At 44.2% G+C, this 17,035-nt stretch carries 13 protein-coding genes; 4 read left to right on the forward strand and 9 right to left on the reverse strand.

Features of this window, described 5'->3' with window-relative positions; genetic code table 11:
• Positions 1-46: 46 nt before the first annotated feature.
• Positions 47-730 carry an energy transducer TonB gene (locus R3O62_RS21815; protein ID WP_005781269.1) on the reverse strand — a complete coding sequence of 228 codons (684 nt, stop codon included), beginning with the start codon at positions 728-730 and terminating at the stop codon, positions 47-49.
• A gap of 155 nt (positions 731-885) precedes the next feature.
• On the opposite strand from R3O62_RS21815, the gene cmk reads away from it, so the two are divergent.
• The 3 genes from cmk to pfkA all read left to right on the forward strand — a co-directional run bounded on the left by cmk (position 886) and on the right by pfkA (position 3,614).
• Complete coding sequence (gene cmk / locus R3O62_RS21820) at positions 886-1,575, forward strand: (d)CMP kinase (protein ID WP_032536839.1); 690 nt, start codon at positions 886-888, stop codon at positions 1,573-1,575.
• A 112-nt stretch (positions 1,576-1,687) separates the two neighbouring features.
• Positions 1,688-2,560 carry a 4-hydroxy-3-methylbut-2-enyl diphosphate reductase gene (locus R3O62_RS21825; RefSeq protein ID WP_005808303.1) on the forward strand — a complete coding sequence of 291 codons (873 nt, stop codon included), beginning with the start codon at positions 1,688-1,690 and terminating at the stop codon, positions 2,558-2,560.
• Positions 2,561-2,633: 73 nt separating this feature from the next.
• Entirely contained in the window at positions 2,634-3,614 is a 981-nt protein-coding gene (pfkA, locus tag R3O62_RS21830; protein ID WP_005781272.1) for a 6-phosphofructokinase, read from the forward strand.
• A gap of 60 nt (positions 3,615-3,674) precedes the next feature.
• Here pfkA and R3O62_RS21835 read toward each other — a convergent pair whose 3' ends face one another.
• The 6 genes from R3O62_RS21835 to R3O62_RS21860 all read right to left on the reverse strand — a co-directional run bounded on the left by R3O62_RS21835 (position 3,675) and on the right by R3O62_RS21860 (position 11,572).
• Entirely contained in the window at positions 3,675-4,541 is an 867-nt protein-coding gene (locus tag R3O62_RS21835) for an SDR family NAD(P)-dependent oxidoreductase (protein WP_005821646.1), read from the reverse strand.
• Positions 4,541-5,773 carry an NADH:flavin oxidoreductase gene (locus R3O62_RS21840; RefSeq protein WP_317472509.1) on the reverse strand — a complete coding sequence of 411 codons (1,233 nt, stop codon included), beginning with the start codon at positions 5,771-5,773 and terminating at the stop codon, positions 4,541-4,543. Before R3O62_RS21840 ends, R3O62_RS21835 begins: the two co-directional genes overlap by 1 nt.
• 14 nt (positions 5,774-5,787) lie before the next feature.
• A complete protein-coding gene (locus R3O62_RS21845; RefSeq protein ID WP_317472510.1) occupies positions 5,788-6,549 on the reverse strand; it encodes a DUF1295 domain-containing protein in 762 nt (253 codons plus the stop codon).
• Positions 6,550-6,665: 116 nt separating this feature from the next.
• Complete coding sequence (locus tag R3O62_RS21850; RefSeq protein ID WP_005781276.1) at positions 6,666-8,009, reverse strand: citrate/2-methylcitrate synthase; 1,344 nt, start codon at positions 8,007-8,009, stop codon at positions 6,666-6,668.
• Between the two features lie 12 nt (positions 8,010-8,021).
• A complete protein-coding gene (gene icd / locus R3O62_RS21855) occupies positions 8,022-9,212 on the reverse strand; it encodes an NADP-dependent isocitrate dehydrogenase (RefSeq protein WP_032542742.1) in 1,191 nt (396 codons plus the stop codon).
• A gap of 116 nt (positions 9,213-9,328) precedes the next feature.
• On the reverse strand, positions 9,329-11,572 hold the full coding sequence (locus R3O62_RS21860) for an aconitate hydratase (protein WP_234163915.1): 2,244 nt from the start codon (positions 11,570-11,572) through the stop codon (positions 9,329-9,331).
• A 138-nt stretch (positions 11,573-11,710) separates the two neighbouring features.
• Between R3O62_RS21860 and R3O62_RS21865 the strand changes: the two genes are divergently transcribed.
• A complete protein-coding gene (locus R3O62_RS21865) occupies positions 11,711-13,615 on the forward strand; it encodes an AAA domain-containing protein (RefSeq protein ID WP_223127671.1) in 1,905 nt (634 codons plus the stop codon).
• A gap of 168 nt (positions 13,616-13,783) precedes the next feature.
• Here the strand turns inward: R3O62_RS21865 and R3O62_RS21870 are convergent, their stop codons facing one another.
• On the reverse strand, positions 13,784-15,712 hold the full coding sequence (locus R3O62_RS21870) for an LruC domain-containing protein (RefSeq protein WP_317472511.1): 1,929 nt from the start codon (positions 15,710-15,712) through the stop codon (positions 13,784-13,786).
• 196 nt (positions 15,713-15,908) lie between these two features.
• Positions 15,909-16,952, reverse strand: a complete 1,044-nt coding sequence (gene ilvC / locus R3O62_RS21875; RefSeq protein ID WP_005808312.1) for a ketol-acid reductoisomerase — start codon at positions 16,950-16,952, stop codon at positions 15,909-15,911.
• Positions 16,953-17,035 lie beyond the last annotated feature (83 nt).

The following is a 17,035-nucleotide window of genomic DNA, read 5'->3' on the forward strand; positions in this document are numbered from 1 at the left end:
AAGAGGCTGCTTGGACGGCAGCCTCTCTTCTTATACTATACAATGATTATTGCAGTCTGAATCGTACAGGTAATGTAAATCTACAACGAACTGGTTTACCTCTCTGCTTACCCGGCTTCCATTTAGGCATGGTTTTAACCACACGAAGAGCTTCTTTATCAAGATATGGGTCAACGCTCTTTACAACCCTAATGTCAGTAATACTACCATCACGTTCAACAACGAACTGAAGAACAACCTGTCCCTGGGTTCCGTTTTCCTGAGCAATGGTCGGATATTTGATATTCTTATACAGGAACTGCAAACAAGCAGGCATACCACCCGGAAACTCAGCAGCTTCTTCTACTACCTCAAAAATTTCCTGTTCCGACGGTTCTTCCTCTTTCACCTCAACCGGCACGTATTTTACTTCCACTTTCTGTCCGGTATCCTCTGTTGAAGCAATAGCTGTTTCTTCCACATCAGCCTGGTCATCAACAATCTTCAGGATTTCAGCCTGTTTCGGAACCTCAACGGGAGGTGGGGCCGGTTTTTCTTCCTGTTGTGTAATAGGAATCATTTCCTCTTCAAACTCAATTTGGGCTACCGCCTGGCTTGTATCGATCTTTATATCACGTTCCGTCCATTCGAACGCAACGAATATAAAGGCGAGCACCACAACGTAACCGATCAGCAGCCACTGGGTCTTCTTACCTTCGAGGTCTGCTTTGGGCGATTTTTTTACTTCCATAAAATTATTATATAAAAATTGGTGTTCTTCTGGTTTTTAAGCTGTTATTGCTTTTGTGCCACAAATATAACGCAGATATTTTAAAAATGCAGTATATTTGGCGAAAAAATTTAGATAAGACGTTAAAAAAGGGAATAAACCTGCTGCATAACATCATGAAAAAGATAACAATTGCAATTGATGGCTTTTCTTCTTGCGGGAAAAGTACCATGGCTAAAGATTTGGCTAAAGAAATCGGATACATTTATATCGACAGTGGAGCTATGTATCGTGCCGTTACACTATACAGTATAGAGAACGGCATCTTCAACGGAGATACGATTGATACTGAAAAACTGAAACAGCGTATCGACGATATCCACATCTCTTTCCGGATTGATCCGGAAACCGGTCGCCCGAATACTTACTTAAATGGAGTGAACGTAGAGAACAAAATCCGCACCATGGAAGTTTCTTCTAAAGTAAGTCCGATCAGTGCGCTCGGTTTTGTCCGCGAAGCCATGGTGGCCCAGCAACAAGAAATGGGCAAAGCCAAGGGCATTGTTATGGATGGCCGTGATATCGGTACAACTGTATTTCCGGATGCAGAATTAAAGATATTCGTAACCGCCTCACCGGAGATTCGTGCCCAGCGCCGTTATGACGAACTGAAAGCCAAAGGACAGGAGGCCAGTTTCGAAGAAATATTGGAGAACGTGAAACAACGTGACCATATAGACCAGACGCGTGAAGTGAGCCCGCTAAAGAAAGCCGACGATGCTTTACTATTAGACAACAGTCATCTCACCATTGCCGAGCAGAGGGAGTGGTTGACAGCCGAATATCAAAAAGCAATAAAAAAGTAAAAACGGAAGGGTGTAGCCATACGCCCCATAGGGTGTAGCCATCCTGAGGAAAGGGTGTAGCCATCCGGTCAGTATGGCTACACCCTTTTTTAATCACAGATTTTGTAATTATATGGTAAAAGTAGAAATAGATGAAGGTTCCGGTTTTTGTTTCGGAGTGGTCACAGCCATCCACAAAGCCGAGGAGGAACTCACAAAAGGGGTGACGCTCTATTGCCTGGGAGATATTGTACACAACAGCCGCGAAGTGGAGCGTCTGAAGGAAATGGGACTGATTACCATCAACCATGAGGAATTCAAGCAACTTCATAACGCCAAAGTACTTTTACGCGCCCATGGCGAACCGCCTGAGACCTATATCATCGCCAAAGAGAATAACATCGAGATCATTGATGCCACTTGTCCGGTAGTGCTCCGTTTGCAAAAACGGATCAAACAAGAATACATGCAGGAGGACTCTGATGAGAAACAAATCGTGATCTACGGTAAGAACGGACACGCAGAGGTCCTGGGATTGGTCGGACAAACAACCGGCAAAGCGATTGTGATAGAAAAACTCGATGAAGCCCGTCAGCTAGACTTCAGCAAAAGCATACGCTTATACTCACAGACTACCAAATCACTCGATGAGTTTTGGGAAATTGTGGAATACATCAAAGAACACATTTCGCCTGACGCGACTTTTGAATATTATGATACCATTTGCCGCCAGGTAGCCAACCGCATGCCCAACCTGCGAAAATTTGCTGCTTCACACGATCTGATCTTTTTTGTCAGTGGTAAAAAAAGTTCAAATGGCAAAATGTTATTCGAAGAGTGCAAAAAAGTCAACCCAAACTCACATTTGATAGACAGTGCTGAGGAAATCGATGATTCTTTGCTCCCCGGAGTCAATTCTATCGGCGTGTGCGGGGCTACATCCACTCCCAAATGGCTAATGGAAGAAATCTCCGAAGCCATAAAGGCACAGATTAAAAGACAATGAATTAACGTTATTTAATCATACAGGGCACTCCTTTTTGTTATCTTTGCAACGTCAATTAAAAAACAAGATTGTTATGGGAACAGTTAAGTGTGTTGGTATTTTAACTTCCGGTGGTGATGCACCGGGAATGAACGCTGCTATTCGTGCAGTGACACGTGCAGCAATCTACAACGGACTGCAAGTAAAAGGTATATATAGAGGATACAGAGGCTTGGTAACAGGAGAGATCAAAGAATTTAAAAGCCAGAATGTAAGTAACATCATTCAACTGGGGGGAACGATCCTGAAAACAGCACGTTGCAAAGAGTTTACAACTCCCGAAGGACGCAAAATGGCATACGATAACATGGTAAAAGAAGGGATTGATGCCCTTGTTGTAATTGGTGGTGACGGTTCGCTGACCGGAGCACGCATCTTTGCACAAGAATATGACGTTCCCTGTATCGGACTTCCGGGTACTATTGACAATGACCTTTTTGGCACAGATACCACTATCGGATATGACACGGCGCTGAATACCATTCTGGATGCAGTCGACAAGATCCGTGACACAGCTACTTCGCACGAGCGTTTGTTCTTTGTAGAAGTAATGGGACGCGACGCCGGTTTTCTGGCATTGAACGGTGCGATTGCCTCGGGAGCAGAAGCCGCCATCATTCCGGAATTCAGTACGGAAGTCGACCAACTGGAGGAATTTATAAAGAGCGGTTTCCGCAAATCAAAAAACAGCAGTATCGTACTGGTAGCCGAAAGTGAACTTACCGGAGGTGCCATGCATTATGCCGAACGTGTGAAAAACGAATATCCTCAATATGATGTTCGCGTCACCATTCTGGGGCACTTGCAACGTGGTGGCAGCCCGACGGCACATGACCGTATTTTGGCCAGTCGTCTGGGTGCGGCAGCTATCGATGCTATCATGGAAGACCAACGTAATGTCATGATCGGCATAGAGCACGACGAAATTGTTTATGTTCCGTTCAGCAAAGCCATTAAAAACGATAAACCTGTCAAAAGAGATCTCGTCAATGTGTTGAGAGAACTGTCTATTTGATAACAGTATACAACAGAAAAAGACAAACGGTGGACGGTAAACATACAAAATGTTTATGGTTCACCGTTTATCATTTACGGTAAACCCCTTCTCTGACAAGATTCTTTCTGTTTCCTCCCATAATTGCACCCTTTGAACATGGTGAGTATATTTTTCGGAAAGAGGATGCAAATGATTATTCAAATTAAATGTCGCAGTCTGTTTCCCTGCTTCCACATCAAGTAATAGTCCGATTGCAGTAGAGGCCCCCTGAAGAGGTGTCCGTATAAAAGGACGGAAGAAAATGTCGGTCAATGGATCGAACCATTGATGCATCCTGATGATATCGGTAGACACAATTCCTGGATCAGCAGCATTGACCGTTATTCCACGTACCCGAAGACGCTCTGCCAGTTCAAAAGTAAAAAGCAACAAAGCGAGTTTTGTATTACTATAAACAGGGATTCGCCAGAAATTTCCCCTTTTACCACGAAGAAAAAAATCGGGAAAATCCAGCTTACCAATTGCATAGGTACAAGACACCATATTGACAATACGTGTTCCCTGTCCCATCAACGGAAGCAAAAGCCGCGTCAACAGACAGGGACCTACATAGTTTACACTGACCGTACGCTCCAGCCCATCTTCTGTAATATGCAATCCGGTTTCCATCGTCCCGGCATTATTCATCAGCAAAGCTATGGAAGTGTTCCGCTGTAATACCCGGTTTGCAAAAGTTTTCACTGAAGCCAGTGATGCAAGATCTATCTCCCATACTTCCATATTCTTATTTCCTGTTTCCTTCGCCAACTCCCTGCATTTGGGCTCCGCCTTCGACAGCGAACAACAGGCCATGATTACTGCATAACCTTCACGAGCCACGGCACGGGTGATCTCCATCCCCATCCCACCATCGGCGCCGGTAATAATAGCAAGCTTACGTTCCATCATTTATTTTCCAAGTGTTCGATCTCTTTTTGCAAACAAAGAGGAAGTTCTTCTGCCAAATGCTGATGACAAGCCATCTCAATGGTATACATCCTTCCTATGCAATAATTACTGTGCCCACAATTACAGCGGGCCTTTTCTTCACGCCGCATCCGGTTGACAAACCCGGGTTCATTAAGCAAAGCACGTGCCATCTGTACAGCCTCGAACCCTTCATTCAGCACTTCATCTATTTTCTCACGGGACACCAGCCCGCCAACATAAATTAAAGGAATTTTAATCTCAGAGCGGAACTTTAAAGCATCTTCCAAGAAATAGGCTTCTTTAAAAGGAACAGTCGGTATCATCACCCGTCCCGCCAACTTAACACCATACTTCAACCACCAGCAATCCATATAGTGCGTCAACGTCCTGATAGGCATCGCCCCACGCATAACATACATAGGAGCTTTACTGACAAAACCTCCACTCAAAACCAATGCATGCACCCCCAATGACTCAAGCCGTCTGGCCACTTCAAGGGTCTCCTCTATTTCCATACCACCACGAAAGCCGTCACGCATATTCATCTTCACGAACACGGCTATATCACTGCCGGCCGCCTTCATCACCTCTTCCATTACCATCATCATAAACCGCATCCGGTTCTCCAATGATCCTCCATATTCATCTTTCCGGCGGTTGGTGTAAGGTGAAAGAAACTGGCTGATCAGATACCCATGTCCTGCGTGAACTTCAACAGCATCAAAGCCGGCTTCACGAGCAAGACAGACTGCACGTCCGTAGGCTTTTGCCATTTCCGGCAATTCCTCCCGCCCCATCCCCCGTACCCATGTAGGCGAATAAATATTGAAGCCTGATGAAGCAGAAATAGGCGTAACTCCACAAATACTTTTATGAGACATGTTGCCACAATGCCCTATCTGTATACTGGCAGCGGCACCCTCCGCATGAATGGCATCGGTTAGCTCACGTAAGCCGGGAATGATCTCGGGACGAAGCCACAATTGCCTTGGAAATGATAATCCGCTACGGGTCACCGAAGCATAGGCAACCGTAGTCATCCCTACACCTCCGGCAGCAACGGAACGATGATAATCAAGCAACATCGGAGAAGGGGCGTTTCCCGGACACATACCTTCAAAAGCTGCCGAACGAATAGTACGGTTGCGCAATGTAAGCGGTCCGATGGTAATCGGTGTGAAAAGCTTAGAAGCAAGGTGTGTATTCATAAGTATTTTATTTTTTAATATAAGAAGGGAAAAATTCGTTTCTTATACTCGACCTGTGACCCGAACTCTTCCTTATAACGATGCCAAATAGCATCTGCCCGTGGAACAAGGTTGGCAATAGTCCACCAAGCAAAGACACATCCCGGCAAAGACCAGGTCAAGACAGCCCAACCAATCCATTCAACAATCTCACCCAAATAGTTGGCAGAAGTCACGTAACGATACATTCCCCTTTGAGGAAGATAATGGCGGGTATCTCCGGAAGTACGCAGATTCCGGATGACTGAGTCGGAATGCCAGTTGATTAGCATCCCGCTGAAGAATAAAAGTGTTCCTATCCAAAAACAAGGTGACAGCAACCAGTCGGCTGTGTAGTATCCTGAAGGCGCAAGATAAAATATCCATTCACCCTGCATCAGTCCGTTGAGGATATTAAAGAGGACTCCCATCAAAAGAATGAGTATCGGCATCTTACTTTTTCCTTTCATCAAGAAGGGAAAAACAAAGGCCCGCTGGAAGTAATGCAACTGAAAGAAGAGAAAGAAAGTAAGTTCTACAGGAAAGAAACGACGGTCGGAATGCCACCACAACCAACTCATGACCAAAAAGACAGGGGCCTCCATAAGTATCCAGGCCAACTTATTGTTTACCAAGATACCCCAGGAACGGCTGCGGAACATACCGTATCCCGCCCTGATAAAATAAAGGGCTATGAAAACGACCAGAGCCACCAGACTCATTATCAAAAGAAGCAGATTAAAGCCTTCTATACTCATATCCAAGATTTTATACAATGGACAAAGTTAAAAGAAAAACTTTAAAGAGACAAATAGTTTACGGAAATAAAGTAAGGGTGCTGCAAAGTGATCTGCCACACCCTCAGACTTTTCTTTTATCTTTTTTTCAACGGCACATATTTTTCTTCTTCCAACACATTCTTGTAAGCCGGACGAATGATACGTTTGCCTTCAAAATTCAATTCTTCATTACGATGGGCACACCAACCGACAATACGTGCCATAGCGAACAAAGGAGTGTAGATTTCTTGTGGCAAGCCAATCATTTCATATACAAAACCGGAATAAAAATCAACGTTGCTGGACACCGTTTTTCCATTATTCTTAATCTTACCGAATGTGGCAATGGCACGCTCTTCCAGAAGTTCAAGGAAAGCAAATTCGCGTTCACGCCCTTTCTCATGTGCCAGGTCACGTGCAAGTTCCTTCAGCAATACGGCACGAGGATCGGAAATGGTATACACGGCATGCCCGATACCATAGATCAATCCGGTCTTATTATAAACCTCTTTGTTCAGCATACGGGTAAAGTAAGTGTCAATCTCATCCACATTGGTCCAGTCCTGAATATTTTCCTGCAAATGATGGAACATGTCGGCCACCTGAATATTGGCACCTCCATGGAGCGGACCTTTCAACGAACCGATACCTGCGGCAATAGCCGAATATGTATCTGTACCGGTAGATGAAGTTACACGAACCGTAAAAGTAGAGTTGTTACCTCCTCCGTGTTCCGCCTGGAGCACCAGCAAAAGGTCGAGCGTACGCGCGTCCAGTTCGGTATAATCCCGTTTCAGCATATAAAGGAAATTCTCGGCAATCGACAAATTCTCCTGCGGATGACGGATGTGTAACGAACGGCCGAAAGTGGCATGACGCAACATATTGAAGGCATAAGCGATGATTGTGGGGAACTTTGAGATCAGATCAATGCTCTGACGCATCAGGTTATCACGTGAAGTGTCATCCGGATTGGAATCAAAACGATACATTTCAAGTACACTGCGAGCCAAAATGTTCATAATATTGTTCCCCTCAAGTTCAATGATATTCATCTTGGTTTTTTGTTCCAAAGGCATATTATCATTGATTAGTTCCCTAAACGAAGCCAGTTCTTCTTTATCGGGCAAACTGCCGGATAACAATAAATAAGCAACTTCTTCAAATCCAAAACGTTTTTCTTTCAGAATGGCATGTGCCAAGTCTTCCAGATCATATCCCCGATAGAACAGCTTTCCGGGAATAGGCTTCAATCCCCCTCCGGGAATTCGCTCATAACCTACGACATTACCAATCTTAGTCAATCCGACTAACACACCTGTACCGTCTTCGTTACGAAGCCCCCGTTTTACGTCAAACTTCGGAAATAAATCGGTGTCAATCCGGGTACAATCTTTCATTGCCTCGGAAAGTTTATAAATCAAATATTCTTTTTTCATGTCCTGAAGGTATTAATTTTTAATTCGGTTAATGATTTCTTCTGTAAATTCGGAGGTAGAAAGTGGCTGCCCTTTGTGCATGAAGCGCGCCAGGTCATTGGTGGCTTTCCCTTCGGCAAAACTGGCTTCAAGCGCCTCTACAATCAGGTCGGCAGGCTCCTGCCAGCCCAGATATTCAAGCATCATGACGGCTGAAAGTATCAATGAACAAGGATTGACTACTCCCTTTCCGGCAATGTTGGGAGCCGTCCCATGGGTAGCCTCAAAAATGGCATGTCCGGAGTCATAGTTGATATTGGCTCCCGGCGCGATACCGATACCTCCTACCATGGCTGCCAACTGATCGGAAATATAATCTCCGTTCAGATTCAAAGTGGCGATAACCGAATAGTCTTCAGGAATCAAGAGAGTGTTCTGCAAAAAGGCATCAGCGATACAATCTTTAATCACCAGCTTGCCTGAAGCAATCGCATCGGAAAACTCACGTTCAGCCAACTCGTATCCCCATTTTTTAAAACCTCCTTCGGTGAATTTCATGATATTGCCTTTGTGCACCAAAGTGACCGAAGGCAGTTCATGCTGCAATGCATAGCGGCACGCGGCACGTACCAGACGCTCTGTACCTTCACGCGAAACCGGCTTCACCCCGAAAGAAGAGGTTTCGGGAAAACGTACTTTACTGACTCCCATCTCATCGTGCAAAAACTTATAGAATTTTCTTGCCTCCGGAGTACCTGCTTCCCACTCGATCCCGGCATAGATATCTTCCGTGTTTTCACGAAAGATGTGCATATTCACCTTCTCAGGCTCTTTGACGGGAGACACCACTCCACGAAACCAGCGCACCGGACGCAAGCAAACGTATAAGTCGAGCGTCTGGCGGAGAGCCACATTCAACGAACGGATTCCCCCACCGACCGGAGTTGTCAACGGTCCTTTGATGCCGATCAGATATTCCTTAAAAGCCTCCATCGTTTCATCAGGTAACCATGAACCCGTTGCCCGAAAAGCACGTTCACCGGCCAATACTTCTTTCCATTCGATATGACGGCTGCCACCATACGATACGTCTACCGCCGCATTTACTATTGCCTGCATGGCAGGAGTGATTTCCGTCCCTACTCCATCACCTGTTATAAAAGGTATTGTCGGTACATCCGGCACCAACAATCCCCCATCTTTCTGTTTGGTAATTTTACTCATTGATTTATTTTTTTATATACTCCTCCAATCGTGTTCCAAAGTCAGGTTCAATTGGTTTAAAACCAAAGATTTATTGATTTAAAACCTAAAACAAGTCCCGGAAAGCTATCTACAAGCTATTTGGCGTTCAAAGCCGATCCAGCTCGGAACCAGCCAATCTGCTGTTCATTGTAAGTATGCTGTACCGCAAACCGTTCTTCAGTGCCATCTTCGTGATGCAAAATCACCTCCAGGTTATGTCCGGGCGAAAACTCTTTTAATCCAACTACCGAGATTAAATCGTGCTCACGAATCCGGTCATAATCGGCTTTATCTACAAAGGTAACAGCCAACATACCCTGTTTTTTCAGATTGGTTTCATGAATGCGGGCAAAGCTTTTGGCCAGAATCACCTTCACATTCAGAAAACGCGGTTCCATGGCAGCATGCTCACGACTTGACCCCTCTCCATAATTTTCTTCGGCTACTACAATGGAAGAGATATCATCCGCTTTATACTGTTTTGCGGTACTCGAAACTGTTTCATATGTATTGGTCAAACGGTTCCAGACCTTATTCGTTTCGCCATTGAATGCATTCACCGCTCCCATCAACATATTATCGGAAATGTTTTCCAAATGGCCACGAAACCGAAGCCAGGGACCTGCCATCGAGATATGATCTGTGGTGCATTTTCCCTGTGCTTTGATAAGCAGCGGCATATTGAGAAAATCATTGCCGTCCCATGCAGGGAAAGGAGTCAGTAACTGTAAACGCTGAGAATCCGGAGCAACCTTAATCTCAGCTTTCTCACCCGTAGGAGCCTGATATCCCTGATTGCCGGCAACAAATCCGGCAGATGGCAGTTCATCCCCCGTAGGTTCACTAAGTTTCACCTTTTCACCGTCATGGTTAACCAAACGGTCTTTCAACGGGTTGAAACAAAGATCGCCGGCAATAGTCAGTGCCAGAACAATCTCGGGTGAAGCCACAAAAGCAAAAGTATTCGGGTTACCGTCAGCACGTTTGGCAAAATTGCGGTTAAATGAAGTCACAATAGAGTTTTTACGGGTCGGATCGTCTGTATGGCGTTTCCACTGGCCGATACAAGGACCGCAGGCATTAGCCATGATAGTAGCACCCATCTTTTCAAATACATCCATCATACCGTCACGCTCGGCTGTCGCACGGATCTGTTCGGAACCCGGATTTACAATCAGTGGTGATGCCACTCCCAGGTTCTTCTCATTCACCTGCCGGGCTACGGAAGCCGCACGGCTGATGTCCTGATAAGAAGAGTTGGTACAGGAACCTATCAAACCTACTTCCATTTTCCGGGGATAACCATTCATTACTACCTTTTCAGCAAATTCTGAAATAGGAGTGGCGGCGTCCGGAGTAAACGGACCATTAATATAAGGTTCCAACTCTGAAAGATTTATTTCGATAACCCGGTCATAAAAATCTTCCGGACGTGCCATTACTTCGTCGTCTGCACGCAAATCGGCAGCTACACTGTCGGCCATCACAGCCACTTCCTCGCGTCCGGTTGCTTTCAGATAAACAGCCATACGTTCATCATAAGGGAAAAGAGAGGTAGTAGCTCCTACTTCAGCACCCATATTACAGATTGTAGCCTTTCCCGTGGCCGATAACGAAGCCGTACCCGATCCAAAATATTCGATAATAGCGTTTGTCCCTCCTTTCACGGTCAGGATACCGGCCAATTTCAGTATGACATCTTTGGGAGCTGTCCATCCATTCAACTCTCCTGTCAGACGTACCCCGATCAATTTCGGCATCTTAAGTTCCCACTCCATACCTGTCATCACATCCACAGCATCGGCACCACCTACACCGATCGCCACCATTCCGAGCCCTCCGGCATTCGGGGTATGCGAGTCGGTACCGACCATCATCCCACCCGGAAAAGCATAATTCTCAAGTACCACCTGATGAATGATGCCCGCTCCCGGCTTCCAGAAACCAATGCCATAACGAGAGGAAACATCACGCAAGAAATCATACACCTCCCGGTTGGTTTGTGTAGCTGTTTCAATGTCACGTTCAGCACCCCGGTAAGCTTGTATCAAATGATCGCAGTGTACCGTGGAAGGTACTGCCACTGTATCTTTCCCAGCATTCATAAATTGCAACAAGGCCATTTGAGCCGTTGCATCCTGCATTGCAACACGGTCCGGACGAAAATTGACATAGTCCTCTCCCCGTTCATAATTCTTTAAATCCGCCACATTATACAAATGTGCATACAAAATCTTTTCAGCCAACGTCAAAGGACGCTTCAGTGCTGCACGAACATGCTCCATTTTCCCTTTATAGGATGTATAGAAGCTCTTTAACATATTCAAATCATATACCATAACAATTCTGGTTTTATCTGTTCTTCTATTTATTATAACCAATTATACGAAAGAAAGGTTTAACAAATTGAAATGTTTATTCCAATCCGGAAACAGATTTGTTATCTTTGCCGGAAATTTAACCCGCACCCCATTAACATGAACGATTATAATACAAACTCTTCTTCCCCGCTTAGCGATCTTCAACGCCAACAGCTTTTGCTACGTATGGAATATGAATATGAAAAAGAAGAATTTCGCAAGCAGACAGAAACGATGGGCATTGCGAGGAAAGTGAAGCGAGGGCTTTGCTGGTATCCCGTCAGTACAGGCAGAAGTTTTTATAATTCGCTGAACCAACTTGTGATAGAAATAGAACGTCAAGAAGATAAAGAGATAGAACATGCATTTGAATTCGGACGTCCTGTCTGCTTTTTCGAACAGGGCTATGATGGCAGCATACATTATTTCAATTCCATCTACACCGTAAGCTATGCAGATGAAGAGCGTATGGTAGTCGTGGTACCCGGAGCAGGTGCACTTCTTGAAATACAAGGAGCAGACAGACTGGGGGTACAGTTGTATTTCGATGAGACTTCCTACCGCAGTATGTTCGAAGCCTTGGAAGACGTGATTCGTGCGAAAGGTAATCGCCTCGCCCAACTACGTGATATCTTACTTAGTAAACAACCTTCGCAATGGAGAGAGATATATCCGGTACGCTTCCCCTGGCTGAACATCACACAAGAGGAAGCCGTTAACAAAGTGCTACGTGCCAAAGACGTGGCTATCGTACACGGACCTCCGGGAACAGGTAAAACCACTACCCTCGTAGAAGCTGTCTACGAAACACTGCATCGTGAAAACCAAGTGCTGGTATGTGCGCAAAGTAATACAGCCGTCGACTGGATTGCAGAAAAGTTGGTAGACCGCGGAGTGCCTGTACTACGCATCGGCAATCCCAGCCGGGTAAACGACAAAATGCTTTCGTTTACCTACGAACGCCGTTTCGAAAGTCATCCGGCATATACCGAGTTATGGGGTATCCGTAAATCCATTCGTGACATGGGGAATCATCTGCGTAAAGGAGGATATTCTGAACGCGAATCCACACGTAACCGAATACTCCGCCTGAAAGAGCGTGCCACTGAACTTGAAATACTAATCAACGAAGACCTCTTTTCCAGTGCCCGTGTCATTGCATCTACACTGGTCAGCAGTAATCACCGGATTCTCACCGGACGGCATTTCAGCACCCTCTTTATCGATGAAGCCGCACAGGCCCTGGAAGCTGCCTGCTGGATAGCTATCCGAAAAGCAGACCGTGTAATCCTCGCAGGAGATCATTGCCAACTCCCTCCGACCATTAAATGTATGGAGGCTGCGCGAAGCGGTTTAGACCGCACATTAATGGAAAAAGTCGTAATGAACAAGCAAGAAGCCGTTTCTCTGCTGAAAATACAATATCGCATGCATCGCTCCATCATGCAGTTTCCTTCCGCCTGGTTCTATCAAGGTGAGCTGGAAGCCGCACCGGAAATTTCTCACCGGGGAATACTCGAGCTGGACACTCCCATAAATTGGATCGATACTTCGGAAATGGACTTTCATGAAGAGTTCGTTGGAGAAAGCTTCGGACGTATCAATAAACCGGAAGCCAATCTGCTGTTGCAAGAACTGGAAAATTATATCCGCAAAATCGGAGAAAACCGAGTGGCAGAAGAGTGTATAGACTTTGGACTTATTTCACCTTATAAAGCCCAGGTACAATATTTACGGAATAAAATAAAAGGAAATCCATTCTTTCGCCCCTACCGTAACCGAATCACTGTCAATACAGTAGATGGTTTTCAGGGACAAGAACGTGATGTAATCTTTATCAGTTTGGTGCGAGCCAATGAAAACGGACAGATCGGATTTCTCAATGACTTAAGGCGAATGAACGTAGCCATCACCCGTGCCAGAATGAAACTGGTAATATTGGGTGATGCCACAACCATGAGCAAACACTCTTTCTACAGAAAGTTTATTGAGTATATCAATGGGCTCAGGCAAAATTCATAAAAATACCGATAACAAAAAAACGAAGTTATGTCAAAACTCACCACGGAATAACACAGAGTACCTCAGAGTCTTTTTACTAATAATCAGCAACTTAAACCACCCCTATGCTACTCTGTGTCCTCTGTGATGAGTTTTGACAACCTCGTTTACAATAAAGCAGCAGTCTGCTTATTTCTTCAAATACCAATCCTTATCTGTCTTTCCACCTGATTTTGCCCATGAAGCAAAACGCGGATATGATTGATCAATAGATTTCTTCTCTTCCGTATTGAATGTTTCAACATCTGCCAAATGAATAGCAAACGGATAATTCTGGTCTGACACGTAATAGATCCCTTTGTCTGTATCCGATAAATCCTGCTGGCTTCCAAAGAGAGCTGTATTTACCTTATCAGTTGGTTTATGGTTTACCAAATGTACTTCCGTACGATCCTTTCCTGTATTCTGGTGCAAGAAGATGAATGAATTGTAGGGAGCCACTCCAAAAGTTTCATGATCTACAGGTTGCTTAAATTTATTCCGTATCTTGAATGCAGAGGTCTTTGTATTGCTACCGGTCTCTTCAATAGCATTGGCAAATACAGCAACAGTAGCCTGGCTTAATTCATTATCCAACCCCTGACTTCCCCAAGCCGATTTCCCCTCGATGAAGTCACACTCTTCTACATTTGCCCTTTCTGTATTCATTTGGTAAGCAAAGCCATTCTTAAATAACGCTCCCGACCACATAGCAGTAAAAGTATCTTCAGTAGAAAGTACCTGATTTTTGGTGTTAAAACTCAAAACCGAATTATATTTCACAATCACATCATTCAGGTCATAATCACCTTTAGAAGGCCAATTATCTTCAAAAGCCAAAATTCCTTTATACGTCATTTTATAGGCTATTGACTGATCGTCCGGATCTTCCGGATCAACCGAGGGCATATCGGGAGGGATAATAGCCTCTATCGGATTTGACCAGACATTAAACATAACATCATTATAATCTTGACTTGTCCAATCTTCAAACGATAATACAATAAATTCATTTATTTTAAATGCAGCTGTATGCTTACGTTGATCGTTATTTAATGCAGTAGTTGAATAGAACATTCCCCGTCCTTTACCTACATTACCATTAGTAGTCGTCCCTTTTCTCGTAAAAGCATCATTACTAATAAACCAGCCTATTTTAGTCCCTTTTGGGAATACAGTTCCCTTATCTTCTCCGTCAGCATCAATATAATGTAGTTTTACACACTCCCCGCCTTTAATACCGACTCCCGTTTTAGTATTGGGGAATACAACGTACTTTTTAGCTTTCCGAATCTGAGCGACATTTGCCCCTTCCGAATAGCAATAATAGCCAAACGCACTATATGCCGCACTTGTCCCTCCGATAAAACGCACCTTCACTTCGGCACCATGTTCGTCATTAATCATAAAATCAACCGACTGGCGATATTTCTGAGGGCAGTTTCCATCCTCCGGTATAGTTTTATTAATTGTTCTGTAAAATGCGGGCGTCAATTCAATAACACCTTCATTATCCAAATAGTTAGGCCGTCCTTTTATATCCCAACTGCCCAAAGTATAAAATCCTTCAGGCACCGTTTGATACTCACCACCTACACGCGTCTGCACAGATGCTTCGGCAGCCGTATCCCAGTTTATATCAGCCGTTATTGTATTCCCTTCTATTTTAGTTTTATACAACATAGGTACTCCGATATAAGAGGTATAAATATATACTTCCTCGCCATAAGCCGGGATTGTTTCTTTGGCACGATATACTCCGGTTCCATCAGTCATTCTCACAACCTTGGGGTCGATATCAGTGCGTTTCACAATCTGTCCGTCAGCATCAGTTGTCAACGGATTCTCAAAATACAGTTCAAATAATACCTGATAATTCTCTGCAGGAATATCATACTTCAGATCCAATTGAACATCTTGTGTAGTTGCAAAATCAAAGGAATTAGCTACCCCGGACGGTTTTTCATCTGGTTTATAATGATCTTTCTCATCAATACATCCTACAACCACGCATCCCAATAAAAGAGTACTTAATAATACTCTCAGCATCTTTTTCGTTGCATAAACACGATTTTTCATATTGACAAATAGTTTGTTTGTGAATTAGACTACAAAGATATATATAAAACTTGATACATTTATCCAATAAACAGACTTATTTTTTATATTATACAACATACACACTTCACACAAAACCAATAAAACACTAAATACCAATAAAATAAAAAGAGGAAGAACAATCATTCTCCCTCTTATCAAAACTTGTATATTCTGATTAATTATTTTCCGGACGAAGTTTACGAACTGTTACGGCTGTCTGCCACATTTCGCTTTCACGCAATGCCTTCAGTTCTGCTTCCAGTTTCTCGCGATAATCCGGTTTTGAATTGGAATCAATAGAAATTTGTGCTTCATTACCTGTCTTGACACTATTATATAATTTCTGAACAACGGGCTTGATTGCGTCGTGGAACGGGCCCATCCAATCAAGAGCACCACGCTGAGCTGTCGTAGAACAGTTGGCATACATCCAATCCATACCATTCTTAGCAAACAAAGGCATCAATGACTGAGTCAGCTCTTCTACTGTTTCATTAAATGCTTCAGATGGAGTATGACCGTTTTCACGCAAAACCTCATACTGAGCCAGCAGCAGTCCTTGTATAGCTCCCATCAGTGAACCGCGTTCGCCTGTAAGGTCAGAAGTAGCTTCACGAACGAAAGTAGTCTCAAACAAATATCCTGAACCAACTCCAATACCTAATGCAATGGTTCTCTCCATAGCTCTTCCGGTAGCATCCTGATAGATAGCGTATGAAGAGTTCAGTCCACGGCCCTCAAGGAACATCGTACGAAGTGAAGTGCCCGATCCCTTGGGAGCAACCATGATCACATCGATATCTTTCGGTGGAACGACACCGGTACGGTCACTCCAGGTGATTGCAAAACCATGAGAGAAGTAGAGCGCTTTTCCGGCAGTCAGGTAAGGTTTGATAGTAGGCCATACAGACATTACGGCAGCATCTGACAACAGACACATCACAATAGTACCTTTCTCGCAAGCCTCTTCGATGCCGAACAGTGTTTCACCCGGAACCCAGCCGTCTGCCACTGCTTTTTCATATGTTTTTCCCGGACGCTGACCAACGATCACATTGAAACCGTTATCACGCAAATTCAGTGACTGACCCGGTCCCTGCACACCGTAACCGATAACAGCGATTGTTTCATTTTTCAATACTTCACGAGCTTTTTCCAAAGGAAATTCTTCACGGGTTACTACATTCTCCGTAACACCGCCAAAATTCAATTGTGCCATTTTTCTTTTTTGTTTTAAAAGTCCTGCTTCATCTTATTTAGGAAGCAAAACCGATTATTAATAATTAAACTTATATTCTTTAT

It is taken from the genome of Bacteroides hominis, assembly GCF_033042785.2.
GTDB lineage: Bacteria > Bacteroidota > Bacteroidia > Bacteroidales > Bacteroidaceae > Bacteroides > Bacteroides hominis.

Excerpts from the sequence above, each read along its gene's own strand:
- R3O62_RS21815 (WP_005781269.1), bottom strand. The coding sequence starts at position 730 with ATGGAAGTAAAAAAATCGCCCAAAGCAGACCTCGAAGGTAAGAAGACC.
- ilvC (WP_005808312.1), bottom strand. The coding sequence starts at position 16,952 with ATGGCACAATTGAATTTTGGCGGTGTTACGGAGAATGTAGTAACCCGT.
- R3O62_RS21845 (WP_317472510.1), bottom strand. The coding sequence starts at position 6,549 with ATGAGTATAGAAGGCTTTAATCTGCTTCTTTTGATAATGAGTCTGGTG.
- cmk (WP_032536839.1), top strand. The coding sequence starts at position 886 with ATGAAAAAGATAACAATTGCAATTGATGGCTTTTCTTCTTGCGGGAAA.
- R3O62_RS21835 (WP_005821646.1), bottom strand. The coding sequence starts at position 4,541 with ATGGAACGTAAGCTTGCTATTATTACCGGCGCCGATGGTGGGATGGGG.
- R3O62_RS21870 (WP_317472511.1), bottom strand. The coding sequence starts at position 15,712 with ATGAAAAATCGTGTTTATGCAACGAAAAAGATGCTGAGAGTATTATTA.
- pfkA (WP_005781272.1), top strand. The coding sequence starts at position 2,634 with ATGGGAACAGTTAAGTGTGTTGGTATTTTAACTTCCGGTGGTGATGCA.
- R3O62_RS21865 (WP_223127671.1), top strand. The coding sequence starts at position 11,711 with ATGAACGATTATAATACAAACTCTTCTTCCCCGCTTAGCGATCTTCAA.
- R3O62_RS21840 (WP_317472509.1), bottom strand. The coding sequence starts at position 5,773 with ATGAATACACACCTTGCTTCTAAGCTTTTCACACCGATTACCATCGGA.
- icd (WP_032542742.1), bottom strand. The coding sequence starts at position 9,212 with ATGAGTAAAATTACCAAACAGAAAGATGGGGGATTGTTGGTGCCGGAT.
- R3O62_RS21850 (WP_005781276.1), bottom strand. The coding sequence starts at position 8,009 with ATGAAAAAAGAATATTTGATTTATAAACTTTCCGAGGCAATGAAAGAT.
- R3O62_RS21860 (WP_234163915.1), bottom strand. The coding sequence starts at position 11,572 with ATGGTATATGATTTGAATATGTTAAAGAGCTTCTATACATCCTATAAA.
- R3O62_RS21825 (WP_005808303.1), top strand. The coding sequence starts at position 1,688 with ATGGTAAAAGTAGAAATAGATGAAGGTTCCGGTTTTTGTTTCGGAGTG.